This window comes from Streptomyces griseiscabiei (assembly GCF_020010925.1).
GTDB lineage: Bacteria > Actinomycetota > Actinomycetes > Streptomycetales > Streptomycetaceae > Streptomyces > Streptomyces griseiscabiei.
This window is the reverse complement of record NZ_JAGJBZ010000002.1, coordinates 739,767-755,423: the sequence shown is the minus strand read 5'-3', so window position 1 is coordinate 755,423 and position 15,657 is coordinate 739,767. Positions and strand designations below refer to the sequence as shown.

General features: G+C 70.5%; 14 protein-coding genes. 2 read left to right on the top strand and 12 right to left on the bottom strand.

The annotated features are described in order from the left end of the window. Nucleotides 1-62: 62 nt before the first annotated feature. The 7 genes from rplS to proS all read right to left on the bottom strand — a co-directional run bounded on the left by rplS (nt 63) and on the right by proS (nt 5,363). Complete coding sequence (gene rplS, locus J8M51_RS20875) at nt 63-413, bottom strand: 50S ribosomal protein L19 (RefSeq protein WP_013000407.1); 351 nt, start codon at nt 411-413, stop codon at nt 63-65. A 133-nt stretch (nt 414-546) separates the two neighbouring features. Continuing rightward, nucleotides 547-1,380 carry a tRNA (guanosine(37)-N1)-methyltransferase TrmD gene (gene trmD / locus J8M51_RS20870; RefSeq protein ID WP_086754517.1) on the bottom strand — a complete coding sequence of 278 codons (834 nt, stop codon included), beginning with the start codon at nt 1,378-1,380 and terminating at the stop codon, nt 547-549. Then, nucleotides 1,380-1,949, bottom strand: a complete 570-nt coding sequence (gene rimM, locus J8M51_RS20865) for a ribosome maturation factor RimM (RefSeq protein ID WP_086754515.1) — start codon at nt 1,947-1,949, stop codon at nt 1,380-1,382. The genes trmD and rimM overlap by 1 nt, the downstream gene beginning before the upstream one ends. 146 nt (nt 1,950-2,095) lie before the next feature. Beyond that, a complete protein-coding gene (locus J8M51_RS20860; protein ID WP_003973401.1) occupies nt 2,096-2,335 on the bottom strand; it encodes an RNA-binding protein in 240 nt (79 codons plus the stop codon). A gap of 2 nt (nt 2,336-2,337) precedes the next feature. Next, nucleotides 2,338-2,757, bottom strand: a complete 420-nt coding sequence (gene rpsP / locus J8M51_RS20855; RefSeq protein WP_086754513.1) for a 30S ribosomal protein S16 — start codon at nt 2,755-2,757, stop codon at nt 2,338-2,340. A gap of 333 nt (nt 2,758-3,090) precedes the next feature. Beyond that, nucleotides 3,091-3,687, bottom strand: a complete 597-nt coding sequence (locus tag J8M51_RS20850; RefSeq protein ID WP_033526923.1) for a hypothetical protein — start codon at nt 3,685-3,687, stop codon at nt 3,091-3,093. Between the two features lie 260 nt (nt 3,688-3,947). Further along, a complete protein-coding gene (gene proS / locus J8M51_RS20845; RefSeq protein WP_086754523.1) occupies nt 3,948-5,363 on the bottom strand; it encodes a proline--tRNA ligase in 1,416 nt (471 codons plus the stop codon). Nucleotides 5,364-5,667: 304 nt separating this feature from the next. Here proS and J8M51_RS20840 point away from each other — a divergent pair, with 304 nt between their 5' ends. Further along, nucleotides 5,668-6,435, top strand: coding sequence for an SAM-dependent methyltransferase (locus J8M51_RS20840; RefSeq protein WP_086754511.1), 768 nt, complete (start codon nt 5,668-5,670; stop codon nt 6,433-6,435). Nucleotides 6,436-6,743: 308 nt separating this feature from the next. On the opposite strand, the gene ffh is transcribed toward J8M51_RS20840, so the two are convergent. From ffh to nsdA, 5 genes are all read right to left on the bottom strand, one after another. After that, on the bottom strand, nt 6,744-8,294 hold the full coding sequence (gene ffh / locus J8M51_RS20835) for a signal recognition particle protein (RefSeq protein ID WP_086754508.1): 1,551 nt from the start codon (nt 8,292-8,294) through the stop codon (nt 6,744-6,746). Between the two features lie 220 nt (nt 8,295-8,514). Next, nucleotides 8,515-10,965 (bottom strand): [protein-PII] uridylyltransferase, encoded by a 2,451-nt coding sequence (locus J8M51_RS20830; RefSeq protein WP_086754506.1) that lies wholly within the window; start codon nt 10,963-10,965, stop codon nt 8,515-8,517. Between the two features lie 26 nt (nt 10,966-10,991). Next, a complete protein-coding gene (locus J8M51_RS20825) occupies nt 10,992-11,330 on the bottom strand; it encodes a P-II family nitrogen regulator (RefSeq protein ID WP_003997576.1) in 339 nt (112 codons plus the stop codon). Beyond that, the gene (locus J8M51_RS20820) at nt 11,327-12,622 is read right to left on the bottom strand and encodes an ammonium transporter (protein WP_086754504.1); all 1,296 of its coding nucleotides are present in this window, start codon (nt 12,620-12,622) and stop codon (nt 11,327-11,329) included. The genes J8M51_RS20825 and J8M51_RS20820 overlap by 4 nt, the downstream gene beginning before the upstream one ends. A gap of 421 nt (nt 12,623-13,043) precedes the next feature. Further along, nucleotides 13,044-14,519, bottom strand: coding sequence for a transcriptional repressor NsdA (gene nsdA / locus J8M51_RS20815; RefSeq protein WP_086754502.1), 1,476 nt, complete (start codon nt 14,517-14,519; stop codon nt 13,044-13,046). Nucleotides 14,520-14,945: 426 nt separating this feature from the next. On the opposite strand from nsdA, the gene J8M51_RS20810 reads away from it, so the two are divergent. Next, complete coding sequence (locus J8M51_RS20810; protein ID WP_267299372.1) at nt 14,946-15,602, top strand: bifunctional DNA primase/polymerase; 657 nt, start codon at nt 14,946-14,948, stop codon at nt 15,600-15,602. Nucleotides 15,603-15,657: the final 55 nt, after the last annotated feature.

The window sequence follows — 15,657 nt, the reverse complement described above, 5'->3', positions numbered from 1 at the left end:
CGGCCCCACTGTGACGACCTTGTGCGACGCGGGTCGCGGCACGGGCCGCGACCCGAGCGCGATCAGTTGTCGCGCTTCTCCTTGATCTTCGCCGCCTTGCCGCGCAGCTCGCGCAGGTAGTACAGCTTCGCGCGACGGACGTCACCGCGGGTGACGAGCTCGATCTTCTCGACGATCGGGGTGTGCACCGGGAAGGTGCGCTCGACGCCGACGGAGAACGAGACCTTGCGGACCGTGAAGGTCTCGCGGACACCGGCGCCCTGGCGACGGATGACTACGCCCTTGAACTGCTGCACACGGGAGCGGTTGCCCTCGATGACGCGGACGTGGACGTTGACGGTGTCACCCGGGCGGAAGGCCGGGATGTCGCTGCGCAGCGACGCGGAGTCGACGGAGTCGAGCAGGTGAGACATTTCGTCTGCTTTCTTCACCCATGCCACAGGTCATAGGCGGGAGCTAGGTGTATCGGAGGATGCTGTCCGTGTCGGGGCGGGCGTCGTGTCCCCCTGCGGCAGGGGCGCGCGCCGGACGACGCACAACAGCGACCTATTCTTCCACGTCCTCCGGTCGCCGCCAAAATCGGCCCTGTGCCGCCCCCTCCGGATCCGGGGCCCAGCCCAGGATGGAGAGCATCTCGCGGTCCTTCTTGTCGAAGGCCTTGGGGTCGCAACGCTCGATGAGGTCGGGCCGGTTGGCGGCCGTACGCTTCAGGGCCTCGTCGCGGCGCCAGCGTGCGATCTTCCCGTGGTGGCCGCTGAGCAGCACGTCGGGGATGTCACGGCCGCGCCACTCGGGGGGCTTGGTGTACACCGGCCCCTCCAGGAGGTTGGCCATGGCTCCGGGTGCGAAGGAGTCGTCCCGATGGGACTCGGCGTTGCCGAGGACACCGGGCAGCAGCCGTGCCACGGCCTCGGTGACGACCAGGACGGCCGCCTCGCCGCCGGCGAGCACGTAGTCGCCGATGGAGACCTCGTGGACGGGCATCCGGGTCGCGTACTCGTCGATCACGCGCCGGTCGATGCCCTCGTAACGCGCCGGCGTGAAGATCAGCCAGGGGCACTCGGAGAGTTCGACGGCGAGCGTCTGGGTGAAGGGGCGGCCGCTGGGGGTGGGGACGACGAGCGCGGGCCGGGCGGCTCCGCCCTCGTAGCCCCGGGCCAGCACGTCGTCGAGCGCCTCGCCCCAGGGGTCGGTCTTCATGACCATGCCGGGGCCGCCGCCGTAGGGGGTGTCGTCGACCGTGTTGTGCCGGTCGTACGTCCATTCCCGCAGGTCGTGGACGTGCACCTGGAGCTGTCCACGCGCGCGTGCCTTGCCGACGAGGGAGACGTTCAGCGGGTCGAGGTACTCGGGGAAGATCGTGACGACGTCGAGCCGCATCAGGCCTGGTCCTCCGAGTCCGCCGGCTCCTCGGCGTCCCGCGGGGAGGCGATCTCGGCCCGGTCGTCGATCAGACCGGGCGGCGGGTCGATGACCGCCTTCTGCTCCTCCAGGTCGATCTCGATGACGATCTCCCCGACGAACGGGATCATCACCTCGCTGCCGTCGGGCCGCTCGACGATGAAGAGGTCCTGGGAGGGCAGGTGCGAGATCTCGGTGATCCGGCCGACCTCGGTGCCGTCCTTGGTGACCACGTCCAGGTCCATCAGCTGGTGGTCGTAGTACTCGTCCTCCTCCTCCGGCAGCTCCTCCGGGTCCACCTCCGCGATCAGCAGGGTGTTGCGGAGGGCCTCGGCGGCGTTGCGGTCGCGGACGCCCTCGAAGCGCAGGAGCAGCCGGCCGCTGTGGACCCGGCCGGTCTCGATGGTGAGCGGGCCCGTCGAGGCGGGGTCCGTGAGCAGGACGGCGCCGGGGCCGAGCCGGAGTTCCGGCTCGTCGGTGCGGACCTCGACGGTGACCTCGCCCTTGATGCCGTGGGCGCGGCCGATCCGTGCGACTACGAGCTGCACTGTGCTCGATCTCCTGTCATACAACTCAACTGACTCATATACGCAACTGACTCAGGCGACTGATACGGCCCGTGCAGCTGATACGACTACGGGCCGGGGACGGCCGTGTGGCCCTCCCCGGCCCGAGCCGGTGCTGCGAATCTTCGTCAGCGGACGTGATCCACGTCGACGAGGTCGACACGGACTCCGCGACCGCCGATGGCGCCCACGACGGTACGCAGGGCGCGCGCGGTCCGGCCGTTGCGACCGATCACCTTGCCGAGGTCGTCGGGGTGGACCCGGACCTCGAGTACGCGCCCGCGGCGCAGGTTGCGGGAAGCGACCTGCACATCGTCGGGGTTGTCGACGATGCCCTTGACGAGGTGCTCGAGAGCCTCCTCGAGCATGCTCAGGCCTCGGTCGACTCGGACTCGGCGGCAGCCTCGTCCTTCTTCTCGGCCTTCTTCTTCTGGGTGATCGCCTCACCCTTGCCCTCGTCGTCGCCGCCCAGGGCCTCGAACGACGGGCGCGCGGACTTCGGCTGAGCCACGAGGAGCGGCGCCGGAGCGGGCTCGCCCTTGAACTTCTGCCAGTCGCCGGTCTTCTTCAGGATGGCGAGCACGGGCTCGGTCGGCTGCGCGCCGACACCCAGCCAGTACGCGACGCGCTCCTCGTCGACCTCGATGACCGACGGGTGGTACGTCGGGTGGTACTTGCCGATCTCCTCGATCGCACGGCCGTCACGACGGGTGCGGGAGTCGGCGACGACGATGCGGTAGTGAGGCGAACGGATCTTGCCCAGACGCTTCAGCTTGATCTTGACTGCCACGGGAGTGGGTTCTCCTGGTTTTGACGTGGATGGGCACGGCGGATGGGCCGCGTGGGGTTGCGGTACCCGAGTGCCCGATGGACGCGTCAGCCGGAGGAGAGAGGGGTCCTGTGCGACTGTCGAGTACAGCTGGCCATTGTGCCACACACCGCGCATCGCCTCTGACCGGGGCCGTGTGCGGCCATGGCGGAGCGGCGCCCCGCGACAGGGTGCTTCCCGGTGACCGGCTCGCTCACCGGCGCGTGCGGGGTGCCACCGTCGGTGACACCCCCCACTCCTCGCACGATTCGCTGGTACGGCTGCCACGAGCGGCCGTCTGTTCAGCTCGTCGTGTCACGCCGCGCCCACGACCTCCGGGATCCGGAAGGGCTTGCCGCAGCCGCCGCAGACGATGGGCGCCTGGGCGAGTACGGACGGGACGACCCGGACGTTGCGGCCGCAGTCGCAGACGGCCTTGACCCGGACGCCGCCACCGGAGGAACCGTGACGGGCGGCCGGGCCCCGGAAGCTGCGGGCCGTGTCCGCGGACGTCGCCGCGGTGTGGGCCTTCAGGGCGCGCTGGAGTCTGTCGATGGTCGGGCGGTAGCGACGCTTGGCCTCGGGGTTGAGCGTGACCAGTGAGAAGCCGCTGCTGGGGTGCGGCTCCTCGGGGTGGTCGAGGCCGAGTTCCTCGGCGATCGCGAGGAATCTGCGGTTGTGGTAGCGGCCGGCCCGGGAGGTGTCGCGGACCCCACGCGCGGCGGCGATGCCATGGACTGCCTCATGGAGCAGTCGCTCGAAGGAGAGTTCGTGCCCGCAAGCGGACGACGACTCTCCGATCAGGGACTCGGGAGCGGCAAGATCCGGCAGCTCGGGGTGGTGCCGTTGAATGTCGGCCCACGCCTGTGCCAGTTCTGCGGCGAGAACAGGTGGTGTCTGTGTCGTGCTCACGTAATGACAACGAGCCGGAGTGCCCCTGTGTTCCGATTCCGGGCCATCCCAAATAATTTGCACGTACCCGTCAGTTGCCACTAGTGCGTCCTGACGAGGGCGGGTGCGCTGATCTGCGGAGAAGCCTCGCAGCTCACCACAAGCCGGTACGTAGCAACGCGTACGCCCCGGCGCGTAGACGAAGTCCTCGCGCCGGGGCACCTGTGCTCGGCAGATGCGCAAGGGGCGTTTCGGTCGCTCCCCCCGCGGAACGGAGTGCGCTAGTAAGCGCGCGCCACGACGGCGACGTTACCGGGTGCGTCGTAGGAGTCGGGCACCGACCCGTCCTCGGCGACCAGACACCGTACGGTCACGGCGTGCTCCCCGAGCCTGGCCTCGCCCTCCTCGCCCAGCGTCGACCAGGGGATACGCGCCCAGCCGCCGGCCACGGCCGCCTCGACGGCCTCGTCCAGGGTGGACACCTCGGCCGTCCGGGACTCGCGGCGCTCGCGCGACTGCCTCAACAGGAGCGCCTGGTCCTCTTCGAGCATCGTGGGCAGCAGGTGGACGAGGGAGTCGAGGGCGACGGCCTCCTTGCCGCCCGGGATGCGACGGACCAGCATCGCCGTGCCGTTCTCCAGGTCACGGGGGCCGACCTCGATGCGTACGGGGACGCCCTTGAGCTCCCAGTCGACGGCCCGGCGGCCGAACGGGACGTCCGTGCGGTCGTCCACCTGGACCCGGACACCCGACGCCCTCAGCTGGTCACCGAGCTCGCGGACCTTGGCCAGAACCGCGTCGTCGCCCTTGATCGCGAGGACGACTGCCTGCACCTGGGCCAGCCGGGGCGGCACCCGCAGCCCGTGGTCGTCGCCGTGCATCATCACCAGGGCGCCGATCATGCGGGTGGTGGAGCCCCAGGAGGTCTGCCAGACGAGTTCCTGCGCGCCGTCCCTGGACAGGTACCGGGTGTTGAAGGCCTTGGCGAAGTTCTGGCCCAGTTCGTGGCTGGTGGCCATCTGGAGGGCCTTGCCGTCGCCCATCATGCCTTCGAGCGTGAGGGTGTTGACGGCGCCCGCGAACCGCTCCTTGACGGTCTTGCGGCCGGGGACCACGTCCATCGCGAGCACGTTCACCATGAAGTCCTCGTAGACGTTCCGATGGATGTGCGCGGCGAAGTCGCGCGCCTCCTCGTACGTCGCGTGCGCCGTGTGGCCCTCCTGCCAGAGGAATTCACTCGTGCGCAGGAAGAGCCGGGGGCGCAGCTCCCAACGGACCACGTTCGCCCACTGGTTGATCAGCAGCGGCAGGTCCCGGTAGCTCTGGATCCACTTCGAGAAGTAGTCGTTGATGATCATCTCGGAGGTGGGGCGGACCACGGCGGGCTCTTCGAGGTCCTTGCCGCCGCCGTGCGTCACCACGGCCAACTCGGGTGCGAAACCCTCGACGTGCTCGGCCTCACGGGTGAGGTACGACTGCGGGATCAGCAGCGGGAAGTACGCGTTCTGCGTGCCCGTCTCCTTGATCCGGGCGTCCATCTCCTGCTGCATCCGCTCCCACAGCCCGTACCCGTACGGTCGGATGACCATGGTGCCGCGCACCGGACCGTTGTCGGCCAGTTCGGCCTTGGAGATCAGATCCTGGTACCAGCGCGGGAAGTCGTCCGCCCTGGGCGTGAGTACGGGTGCCTTTGCCATGACGGAATGGTACGGGGGCATATTGCGGCGATGTGAATTCTTTTTCCCGTCCCTGGACAGTCCGCAAGCCGGTGTCCGAGACCCCTGGACTACGCGCCGGACGCGGAGTTTCCTGGCATACGGGGGGAGTGCGAGCGCGCACTGCCACGGGGGCCAGGAAATCCGGCAACGGCAACTCACGGCGGATTGGGGCGCTTTCGATATGACACCTACGCTCGTGCGGCAGCAACTGCCTCGCGCGGGGACCGCACCCCGCGTGGACCGGTGTGCACGCGCGCGTGACTGGGCCGAGATCCAGGAACGGATGCTGGTACCGCTGTACGAGGCCGTCCACCGGCGGCTCGACGTCGGCACCGGCACCCGGCTGCTCGGCCTCGGCTGCGGCTCGGGGCTCGCGCTGCTGATGGCCGCGTCGCGGGGCGCGGCGGTCACCGGCGTCGACGCGGGGGCGCCCGACAGAACGGCGCTCACGGCGCTCGCGCGGGAGCGGCTGCGACCGGAGGCGTGGGGCTCGCGTGCGCGCGCCGCCACACGGGTCGTGGAAGGCGCACCCGAGGACGCCGCACGCGCCCCCGGGGAGGGGCTGTACAACCTGGTGACCGCCTTCGAGCCGGTCGGCTCACCGGCCGGGGACCCCGAGGGCCTCGGCGAACTGCTCGCCTCGGCGACGCCGCTCGCGGAGCGCGGCACTCCCGTGGTCCTGGCCGGCTGGGGACCGCCGGAGCGCTGTGCGACCTCCGCCGTGCTCCGCGTGGCCACGAAACTCGCCGATCCCCTGCACAGCACGGGCAGTTGGCGTCCGGCGCTGCGGGACGACCTGGAGGAGGTGGCCCAGCGGGCCGGTCTGAGGCCGGACGGCTCGGGACGCGTGGCCTGCCCCTTCGGATACGCCAATGTGGACAACGCGGTACGGGGGCTGCTGTCGACCGGACTGTTCGACGCGGCGATCCGGGCCACCGACCAGGACCAGGTGGACAAGGAACTGACCGAGGCCCTGCACCCGCATCGCCGCCGGGACGGCACGGTGTGGATGCCGAACGTGTTCCGCTACCTGATCGCGCGGACACCCTGAGACGGTCTTCGCGACGTCTTCCGACGCGGGTGTGGCCGGTGTGGTGACCGGTGATGTGAATGCTGGGGCGAATGGTGTGAAGAAAGCGGGTTGGTAACGCTTTCTCTGGGCCAAGTGCCGTGCCGCCCGCCTAACGTGACGCATCGTCCAGGGGAACAACACATCCGCGTACGGGGGTTGCCAGCAGGAGCACCACGAGCGACACCACACCGATGCCGTCCACGCACACGGCAAACCGGCGCCGCGCGCCCGGCCACACCCCCCGGCCGGTCACGCGGCGTCCGTCGTGTCGGGCCTCGGCCCGCGACTCAGCCCATGAACTTCTTGAACTCGTCCGGCAGCTCGAAGTCCTGAGCGCCCTGCTGCCCCGGCAGTCCGAGGGCACCGCCCTGAGCGGCGGCCGCGCGGCGGGCGGCCTCCTCCTGCTCCTGCTGCTTGCGCTTCATCGGGTTGCCGGAGCGCTGCTTGCCCTTGGCCTGCTTGGGCTGCTTCTTGCTGCGGCCCGGGCCGCCACCCATGCCCGGCATCCCCGGCATCCCGGGCATGCCGCCGCCCTGGGCCATCCGGGACATCATCTTGCGGGCCTCGAAGAACCGCTCGACCAGGTTCTTCACCGCGCTGACCTCGACACCGGAGCCCTTGGCGATACGGGCGCGGCGCGAGCCGTTGATGATCGTCGCGTCCTGGCGCTCGGCCGGGGTCATCGACTTGATGATCGCGGCCGTGCGGTCGACGTCGCGCTCGTCGATGTTGTTGATCTGGTCCTTGATCTGCCCCATGCCGGGCAGCATGCCGAGCAGCTTGCTGATGCTGCCCATCTTCCTGACCTGCTCCATCTGGGCCAGGAAGTCGTCGAGCGTGAAGTCCTGCCCCTTCTTGGACGCCAGCTTGGAGGCCATCTTGGCGGCCTCTTCCTGGCTGAAGGTCTTCTCCGCCTGCTCGATCAGGGTGAGCAGGTCACCCATGTCGAGGATGCGGGAGGCCATCCGGTCGGGGTGGAACGCGTCGAACTCGTCGAGCTTCTCGCCGTTCGACGCGAACATGATCGGCTTGCCGGTGACCGAGGCGATCGACAGGGCGGCACCACCGCGGGCGTCACCGTCGAGCTTGGAGAGGACCACGCCGTCGAAGCCGACGCCGTCCCGGAAGGCCTCGGCCGTGTTGACCGCGTCCTGACCGATCATCGCGTCGACGACGAAGAGGATCTCGTCGGGGCTGACGGCGTCCCGGATGTCTGCCGCCTGCCGCATCATCTCCTGGTCGATACCGAGTCGGCCGGCGGTGTCGACGACCACGATGTCGTGGACCTTCGACTTGGCGAACTCGATGGAGTCCTTGGCGACCTTGACCGGGTCGCCCACGCCGTTGCCCGGTTCCGGGGCGTAGACCGCGACGCCCGCGCGCTCGGCGACGACGCTGAGCTGGTTCACCGCGTTGGGGCGCTGGAGGTCACAGGCGACGAGGAGCGGCGAGTGGCCCTGCTCCTTCAGCCAGCGGCCCAGCTTGCCCGCGAGGGTGGTCTTACCGGCACCCTGCAGACCCGCGAGCATGATCACGGTCGGCGGGTTCTTGGCGAAGCGCAGGCGGCGGGTCTCACCGCCGAGGATCCCGACCAGCTCCTCGTTGACGATCTTGAGGACCTGCTGGGCGGGGTTGAGCGCCTTGGAGACGTCGGCGCCGAGCGCGCGCTCCTTGACGTTCTTGATGAACGTGCGGACGACAGGGAGGGCTACGTCGGCTTCGAGGAGCGCGATGCGGATCTCGCGCGCCGTGGCGTCGATGTCCGCCTCGGACAACCTGCCCTTGCCGCGTAGGTTTTTGAAAGTCGCGCTGAGGCGGTCGGAGAGGGTATCGAACACGGTGGCGTCGGTCCTCGGAGTCGGAGGGCGGATGGGTTGCCCTCCAGGGTATCCGGCCCGGCAAGACAATGGTCCCCGCCCACTGTGCACAGCGGGCGGGGACAAAACCTCCACAGTGGCGGAGAGCGTGCCGCGTCCATGTCGGCCTCGCACAGCCGCCCCGGACCACCCCCGCGTCAGCGGGGACCACACCGGGCGAACGCGCGGCGCGGCGGACAGGTCACGGCCGCAGCGTCTCCTCCAGCTTCCGCGCGACCGCCACAGCCTCGTCACCCGGCAAAGGCAGCCCCTTGTCACCGGTCACGTAGAACGCGTCGACGGCATTGGCGCCCAGCGTCGACACATGCATACTCCGCACCCGCACCGCCGCGTCCTCCAGCGCCCGCCCGATCCGGTGCAGCAACCCGGGGGCGTCCTGGGCGCGGACCTCGATGACCGTGGCGTGCCGGGAGGCCGCCGGGGCCACGGTGACGCGCGGCGGGGGCGCGACGACGCCCCGCCGCCGGGGGTAGGCCGCGTCCCGCTCGGCGAGCCGCCCGGCGATGTCGAGGGAGCCGTCCAGGGCCCGTACGAGGTCGGCGCGGAGCCGGGCCGCCTGGGGCAGCGAGCCGTACTCGGCGGCCACCCGCCAGTTCAGCAACAGCACCGAGCCCTCGACGCCGTCCGGGAGGTCGAAGGTCCGCAGTTCGGCCGTGCGCACGGTGAGCCGGTGCATGGCGAGCACACCGGCGACCGCGGGCAGGACGCCCGCCTGGTCGGGTACGGCGATGAGGAGTTCCACGCCGAGCGGCTCCGGGTCGGCCTTCTCGTCCTTCTCCTCGGTGGCCGCCTCCGTCTGCGCGCGCAGCGACAGCACCGGCCCGCCCGTGCGGAACGCCTCGATGGCGAGCCGCTCCTGCTCGGCGCTGGTCTCCCCGGGCTCCGGCTCCTCGGGCGCGTCCCCGGCGAACACCGCCTCGACCCGCTGGACCAGCTCGGTCACGAGCGAGGCCCGCCACGAGGACCAGGCGGCGGGCCCGGTGGCCAGCGCGTCCGACTCGGTCAGCGCGTGCAGCAGTTCGAGCGTGCCCGGCGATCCGACGGCGTCGGCCACGGACCGCACGGTCGCCGGGTCCTCCAGGTCACGCCGGGTGGCCGTGTCGACGAGCAGCAGATGGTGGCGTACGAGGGTGGAGAGGACCGCCACGTCCTCCCGGTCGAAGCCGATCCGGGCGGCGACGTCCTTGACGATGATCTCGCCGGCGACGGAGTGGTCGCCGGGCCAGCCCTTGCCGATGTCGTGCAGCAGCGCGGCGACGAGCAGGAGGTCGGGCCGGTGGACCCGGCGGGTCATCTCGGAGGCCTGGACCGCGGTCTCGATGAGATGGCGGTCGACGGTCCAGATGTGCACGGCGTTGCGCTGCGGCCGGCAGCGCACCCGCTCCCAGTCGGGCAGCAGATGCGTGATGAGGCCCTCGGCCTCCAGCGCCTCCCAGACGTCGACGGTCGGGCGCCCGGACCCCAGCAGGGTGACGAGCTGCTCGCGGGCCTCGGCGGGCCACGGTGTCGGCAGCGGCCGGGCGGCGGCGGCCAGCCGTCGTACGGCGTGCAGGGAGAGCGGCAGCCCGGCCTGGGCGGCAGCGGCGGCGGCGCGCAGGGGCAGTACGGGGTCCCGGTCGGGCTTGGCGGCGCGCGCGAGCACGACCTCGCCGTCCTGCTCGACCACGCCCTCCGCCAGCGGCGACCGCTCGGGGGCGGGCTTCCCCCCGCCGAGCATGGCGCGCAGCCGTGGCCGTACGGCGCGCGACCGCAGCACGCGCCCCACCTCACGCCAGGTCACGTCACTGGCGTACGAGATGACGCGGGCGGCCTCGTACACCTGGCGCAGCAGGGTGTCGGCGTCCAGCAGCCCCAGTTCGGCGGCGACCTGGTCCTGTTCCTGGAGCGCGAGCCGGTCGGTCGCGCGCCCGGTGGTGAGATGCAGCGCGTCCCGGACGTCGAGGAGGCGGCGCCGGGCGTCGGCGAGCCCCTCGCGCGGGGCGTCCGCGAGCCAGGAGGCGGCGACGGCGCGCAGGGCGGTGGCGTCGCGCAACCCGCCGCGCGCCTCCTTGAGGTCGGGTTCCAGCAGGTACTGCAGCTCCCCCTGCCGCTCGGCCCGCTCGGCGCACAGTTCCTGGAGTTCGGGGAGGCGTTTGGGGGCCTGGTTGCGCCAGTCGGCGAGGACGGCGGTGCGCAGTGAGGCGGTCAGGCCCAGGTCACCGGCGATGTGCCGGGCGTCCAGCAGCCCCAGCTGGACCTTGAGGTCCTCGCCGGCGGTCTTGCGGGCCTCGGCGGGGGTCCGCACCGAGTGGTCGAGGGCCAGCCCCAGGTCCCAGACGGGGTACCAGATACGGTCGGCCAGCGCGGCCACCGCCTCCGTGTCGGACCCGTCGTGCAGGAGCAGCAGATCGAGGTCGCTGCGGGGCGAGAGCTCGCCGCGCCCGTATCCCCCGACGGCCACGAGGGACACTCCCCGTGATTCCGCGGCGCCCGCGCCGAAGAGGCCGGCCAGCCAGTCGTCGGTCAGCTCGGCCAGGGCCGTACGGCGCGGCGGCCCGGACTGCGCCCCCTCCTGGAGGAGGCGCAGCCGGGCCGCCGCATAGCCGCTGGGTCCCGAGTCCTCTGCATCCGTACGTACGTCCGTACTCGTCACCCAGCGACTCCTGTTCTTCTCTTCGGTCAGAGCGCGTCCGGGCCGCGCTCGCCGGTCCGGACCCGAACGGCCGTCTCGACCGGGAGGGACCAGACCTTGCCGTCACCGATCTTGCCGGTGCGGGCGGCCTTGACGATGACGTCGATCAACTGCTCGGCGTCGTCGTCCTCGGCGAGCACCTCGATACGGATCTTGGGAACCAGATCCACCGTGTACTCGGCGCCGCGGTACACCTCGGTGTGTCCCCGCTGCCGACCGTACCCACTGGCCTCGGTCACCGTAAGCCCGTGCACCCCGAAGGCCTGCAGGGCTTCCTTGATCTCGTCGAGCCGGTGCGGCTTGACGACGGCGGTGATCAGCTTCATGCCTCGACCTTCTTGCTCTGAGGGGCGGCAGCGACGCTGCTCGTGGTGCTGGCGGAGATGTGCGAACCGGCGGCCGAGCTGAAGTCGTACGCGGTCTCGGCGTGCAGGGCCTGGTCGACGCCGGTGATCTCGTCCTCCTCGGACGCCCGGAAGCCGATCGTCTTCTGGATGGCGAAGGCGATGATCCAGGTGACCACGAAGGTGTAGCCCATGACGGAGAAGGCGCCGGTGGCCTGCTTGCCGAACTGCTCCAGGCCGCCGATCCCGTCGGTGGCGAGGAAGCCGACCAGCAGGGTGCCGATGACACCGCCGACCAGGTGGACGCCGACGACGTCGAGGGAGTCGTCGTAGCCGAGCTTGTACTTGAGGCTGACGGCCCAGGAGCAGACCGCGCCGGCGACGATGCCGATCAGGATGGCGCCGAAGGCGTTGACGTGACCACCGGACGGGGTGATCGCGACGAGGCCGGCGACGGCACCGGAGCAGGCACCGAGGGTGGTGAACGCGCCGTGGCGAATGCGCTCGTAGATCAGCCAGCCGATGATGGCCGCGGCGGTCGCGATCTGCGTGTTGATCGCCATACGGGCGGTCGTGCCGTCGACACCGAGCCAGGAGCCGGCGTTGAAGCCGAACCAGCCGAACCACAGCAGGGCGGTGCCGATCAGGACCAGCGGCAGGCTGTGCGGCCGCATCGGGTCCTTCTTGAAGCCGATCCGCTTGCCGACGACGAGGACCGCGGCGAGCGCGCCGATACCGGCGTTGATGTGGACCGCTGTACCACCGGCGAAGTCGATGACGCCCAGTTCGAAGAGCCAGCCGCCCGGCGCCCAGACCCAGTGCGCGACCGGGAAGTAGACCAGGGTGACCCAGAACGCGACGAAGATCATCCAGGCGCTGAACTTGACGCGGTCGGCGAGGGCGCCGCTCATCAGGGCCGGGGTGATGACCGCGAACAGCATCTGGAAGAGGATGAAGGCGAACGCGGCGATCTTGTGCGGCTCGCCGTTGGCGCCGGCGACGAAGCTGTCGACCGTGCTGGTGACGTCGATGCCCTTGAGGCCGATCGCGTCCAGGTTGCCGATGAAGCCGCCCTGGTCACCGCTGAAGGCGAGCGAGTAGCCGTACAGCACCCACAGGATGCTGACGATGCCCAGCGAGATGAAGGACATCATCAGCATGTTCAGCACGCTCTTGGCACGGACCATGCCGCCGTAGAAGAGCGCCAGGCCCGGCGTCATCACCATGACGAGCGCCGCACTGATCAATACGAATCCGGTATCTGTGCCGTTCAATGCCGGTATCTCCTCGTGGTCGGAACGGCCCGTGCGGATGCGGAAGCTGGGGAGCTATCGGGGAGGGCCGACTGTGCTGAGGAGACTGACGCAGCACCGTTTCACGGGAAGTTTGGAAATGTTTCCCGGAGGTGACGAAGGCACTCATCACGTTACAGACAGGTGAAACGTGAATCCCGGAGGATTCATCCCGTGTGGGGCCCAGCCCGTGCGGGGCCCTCGGCGGATAACGGTTTCGTATCCGATGGAACTTCCGATGAAAATTCCGGGAGATCGTCCGCAGGCGCGTCCGGTGCGGTGGCCGTGAACGGACCGACCACGGCAGACCATCCGATGACCTGGCATGGGGGAGCCGAGTCGGGCAGTCGGGATGGCCGGCCGCGGCCGGAGTGCGAGGGGCCCGCGGTACGAAGGGCCCGGGTCAGACCGCCTCGGCGGTCTCGGGGAGATGGACGGCGAGCTGGTCGGTGAGGTCGACGACCTCGGCGAGCCCGCCGAAGTCACGGACGGCCGTGTCGACGGTCTTGCGGATGCGGGTGTTGACGCGCTCGGAGCGGACCTTTCCGGCGACGTCCATGGCCTTCTTGGCCAGGGCGGCCCCCTGCTCGGGCTCGCGCTGGAGCAGATGCACGGTGGCCATGCCGATGAGGTTCAGCGCGTACGACCGCTGGTGCTCGGTGTCGGTGGCGAACAGCTCGACGGCGCGGCGCATCACGGGCTCGGCGAGGGAGGCGTAGGTGGGGCTGCGGCCGGCGACATAGGCGAGGTCGCGGTAGGAGTGGGAGTTCTCGCCGTGCAGCTCGGCCTCGTTGAAGAAGCGGATCCAGTCGGGGTCCGGGTCGTCCCATTCCTCGGCGTCGGCGAAGACGTCCTCGGCCATCCGCACGGCCCGTTTGCACTTTCCGGGCTGGCCCATGTTGGCGTAGGCGCGGGCCTCCATCGCATACAGCATCGACTGGGTGCGCGGGCTCGCGCAGTCACGGCTGCCGTACTGGGCGAGGTGGATCAGTTCGAGGGCGTCGTCGGGCCGGCCGAGGTGGATCATCTGGCGGCTCATGCTCGACAGGACGTACGAGCCGAGGGGTTTGTCGCCCGCCTCCTTGGCCGCGTGCAGGGCGAGGACGAAGTACTTCTGGGCGGTGGGCTGGAGGCCGATGTCGTAGCTCATCCAGCCCGCCAGCTCGGCCAGTTCGGCGGCGACCTTGAACAGCCGCCGGGTGGTGGCCTCGGGCTGGGGTTCCTGGAGGAGGTCGGTCACCTCGTGCAGCTGGCCGACGACCGCCTTGCGGCGCAGACCGCCGCCGCACTGGGCGTCCCACTCCCGGAACATCATGGTGGTGGATTCGAGGAGGTCCAGCTCCGGCTGGGAGAGCCGGCCGGCGCGGCGGGCGGCGGGCGACGGCTCGGGCTCCGCGCGCGGGGCGGGTGGTGTGGGGACGAGCCAGCGCTGCATCGGCTCGATGAGGGCCGGGCCCGCGGAGAGCGCGAGCGAGCTCCCGAGGAAGCCGCGCCGCGCCAGCATCAGGTCGCTGCGCGAGAACTCGCTGATCAGCGCCACGGTCTGCGGGCCCGTCCAGGGCAGGTCGACACCGGAGACGGACGGTGCCTGGTGGGCCGCGCGCAGCCCCAGGTCCTCCACGGCCACGACACAGCCGAACCGCTCGGAGAACAGCTCGGACAGGATGCGCGGGATCGGTTCGCGCGGGTTCTCCCCGTCGAGCCAGCGCCGTACGCGCGAGGTGTCGGTGGAGATGTGGTTGGCGCCGAGCTGACGGGCCCTGCGGTTCACCTGGCGGGCCAGCTCGCCCTTGGACCAGCCGCTGCGGACGAACCACGAACCGAGCAGTTCGTTCGGGCGCTTCTCAGCGTTCGTGCCGCTTCCGCCGTTGCCGCCCACTGGAACGCCCCCATCCCTGAAACCACCTGTGCGCTGTGTGCGCCAAGCCCTACCAGAATGCCGGTTACCACGCCGTACGTCCGACCCTTGTCACCCATCGAACGGAAAGACGACTTGCCTCCGGCATACCCACGAGCGCGTACGTCCTCGGACCCCGTGCACTCAAAGTAATCCTACGATCACGCGTCCGGCCACGGCGATTCCAGAAACGCCACCATTCGCCACCCCTTCGAATGAACTAACGGTCCCTGGTCCGCGATTCACTTGACACATGACGGCCGGGAGTGGGCGGAGCGATGCATTCAGGGGCGCGCGTCGCCGACCACGCCACCCGTGATGCCGTAGTGCGCCGCCCATGCGGAAGCAGAGCGTCGCATTCCGACTCCGTCGCGTAACCACCGGCGCGCTGGACCCGTTGGAGGGGGCATGGGCTTCACGATCGGCGGCATCCGGGAGATGCGATCCGGCACACGTCGGCGCGGCCGTTCCTCGGAATGCACGGCCGTGGCCGAGTTCACCGGCCTCTGGGGGTGGGACGTCGTCCCCGGCGCGCGGGCGGCTTCGGGCGCGTGCTCGTGCGGCCGTAGCACCTGCTCCGCGCCCGGCGCGCATCCCCTCGACTTCGCGCCTCCGGTGCGCGCCGGAGCGACGCTCGACGAGGTGACCGAGGCCTGGTCCGAGTTCCCCGGCGCCTCCGTGATGCTGCCGGTGGGCCGCTCCTTCGACGTGATCGAGGTCGCCGAGTCGGCCGCCCGGCACGCGCTGGTCCGTCTCGAACGCATGGGCCTCCCCGTCGGACCCGTCATCGCCACCCCCGAGGGCCGCGCCCACTTCCTCGTCGCCCCGGGCTCCGCCGCCGAGTTGTCCACCCTGCTCTACCGCATGGGCTGGGACGACCCGTCCGCCCTCGACCTGCGCGGCCTCGGCCCCGGCAGCCATGTCACCGCCCCGCCCTCCGACCGCGGCGGTCTCGGCCCGGTCCGCTGGCTCCGCTCCCCCGCCCTGGACTCGGCGACCAGGCCACCGGCGGCACGGCTGCTGCTGGGGACGCTCGCGTACGTGGCCCACCGGTCGCGGGCGTAGGGCGTTAGAGACGGCGAAGCGCCCACCCCCACTGGACCGCGGGGTGGGCGCTTTC

What these genes read in the sequence shown, in the direction of transcription:
- J8M51_RS20860 (WP_003973401.1), bottom strand. Translation starts at nt 2,335, where the DNA reads ATGCTCGAGGAGGCTCTCGAGCACCTCGTCAAGGGCATCGTCGACAAC.
- J8M51_RS20840 (WP_086754511.1), top strand. Translation starts at nt 5,668, where the DNA reads ATGCTGGTACCGCTGTACGAGGCCGTCCACCGGCGGCTCGACGTCGGC.
- trmD (WP_086754517.1), bottom strand. Translation starts at nt 1,380, where the DNA reads ATGCGGCTCGACGTCGTCACGATCTTCCCCGAGTACCTCGACCCGCTG.
- J8M51_RS20825 (WP_003997576.1), bottom strand. Translation starts at nt 11,330, where the DNA reads ATGAAGCTGATCACCGCCGTCGTCAAGCCGCACCGGCTCGACGAGATC.
- J8M51_RS20810 (WP_267299372.1), top strand. Translation starts at nt 14,946, where the DNA reads ATGGGCTTCACGATCGGCGGCATCCGGGAGATGCGATCCGGCACACGT.
- proS (WP_086754523.1), bottom strand. Translation starts at nt 5,363, where the DNA reads ATGGCAAAGGCACCCGTACTCACGCCCAGGGCGGACGACTTCCCGCGC.
- rplS (WP_013000407.1), bottom strand. Translation starts at nt 413, where the DNA reads ATGTCTCACCTGCTCGACTCCGTCGACTCCGCGTCGCTGCGCAGCGAC.